The sequence below is a fragment of the Azonexus sp. genome (assembly GCF_036170495.1).
Taxonomy (GTDB): domain Bacteria; phylum Pseudomonadota; class Gammaproteobacteria; order Burkholderiales; family Rhodocyclaceae; genus Azonexus.
This window is the reverse complement of sequence record NZ_JAVHPH010000186.1, coordinates 2,686-4,125: the sequence shown is the minus strand read 5'-3', so window position 1 is coordinate 4,125 and position 1,440 is coordinate 2,686. Positions and strand designations below refer to the sequence as shown.

1 protein-coding gene is annotated in these 1,440 nt (G+C 60.0%); it reads right to left on the bottom strand.

Going from position 1 to position 1,440, the window contains the following annotated elements; genetic code table 11:
• Positions 1-1,097, bottom strand: a 1,097-nt coding sequence (locus tag ADADOO_RS06320) for a sigma-54-dependent Fis family transcriptional regulator (RefSeq protein WP_511275967.1), incomplete at its 3' end; no start/stop codon positions are given.
• Between the last annotated feature and the right edge of the window lie 343 nt (positions 1,098-1,440).

The window sequence follows — 1,440 nt, the reverse complement described above, 5'->3', positions numbered from 1 at the left end:
TTGCCGAGAATGCGCCGGGCGCGTTCGATGGCGGCTTGCAGGCGGGCGTCACCGGTGTTCAGGGTGTCCAGGGTCGGGCCGGAGGGGGCGATCACGTCCGACCGGCGCGGCGCGCGCATGGCAGCGGGTTCGTCGTATACCCGGCCTGACAGGGCCATCGGCGGCAGCTGGCCGCGGAGCTGAATATGCAGCGATTTGCCATTGGCGTTGATCTCGTAACTGCCAAACGGGGTATGGCGCAGACGGTCGACAAGGGACGACAGATTGCTTTCGAACACCATCGAGAAGTCGCGGCGTACGGCGTCCACTTGGCGGATGCCGAGCAGCTCGGTACCGTTGCGATTGATGGCCAGCACCTGGCCGTCGGGTGAAACGGCGGCGATGCCTTCCTTCGGGCTGCCCAAATAGTCGGCGCGCGTGTGGAAACAGACCAGGATGTCGCGGCCGTGCATCGATTCGAACAGGCGCCTTTCGACGATGGCTGACGACATGCGGACCAGGCCCAGGGTATGGTGGTGGTAACTGCGGTAATCGCCGGAAATGTCGAGGACGCCGATGAGTCGGCCGTCCGGCCCAAAAATCGGGCTGGCGCAGCAGGTCAGAAAGCTGTTGTGTTCAAGAAAATGTTCGCCGCCAAGAATGGAAATGGGGCTTTCTTCGGACAGGGCGGTCCCGATGGCATTAGTGCCGCGCTGGTTTTCGTCCCACGAAGCGCCGGCCGACAGGGCGACGCGATCAGCCCGGTCGACGAATTCGGCATCGCCGACGGTTTCGAGAAGCAGGCCGTTGGCGTCGGCCAGAATGACCATGCTGCCCGATTCGCGGATCTGCTCATAGACATGTTCCATGATCGGCCGGCCCTGGGAGAGTAGGAAGCGATTGCGATCCTGTTCGGTTTTCAGGGCGACACGATCCATGGCCTCAACGGCCGGAATGGCATTGCCTTCACCCAGGCCGAAGCGCCGGCAGCGCTCCCACGAGCGGAGGATGACCGGATCGATCAGCCCGTCGGGTAGCGTACCTTCGTTAAAAAACAGCTGCCTTGCCTGTTCGAGGCGCTGGCCGTGCATTTCGGCCAATAATTGAATTTGTCCCATCTCTCCTCCGGCGACTGCACTATCTCTATTTATAGTTTTGTTGCTTCATAACGTAACACCTGCCCTTTTTATTAGCAATGGAGCGAGCAGTGCGCTACACCTTTCAGCAAATGCCGTGCCATGGAAAGGCAAATTTCACGATTTTTGCGTCGTCTCCGGTGAACGCCTGTGGCAAAGCGATTTGCCGGGTTGCTCGGCGAGCTGGCACAGGGTTTGCAGATGCTTTGTCACAAAGGCAGTAACCCGCAATCAAACAAGGAGACATTGTGAAACATCCCTTCCGACACCTTGGTGCTGTTGCCGCAGCCCTTTTCATCTGCACGGCCGCGCCGCAGGTTTTCGC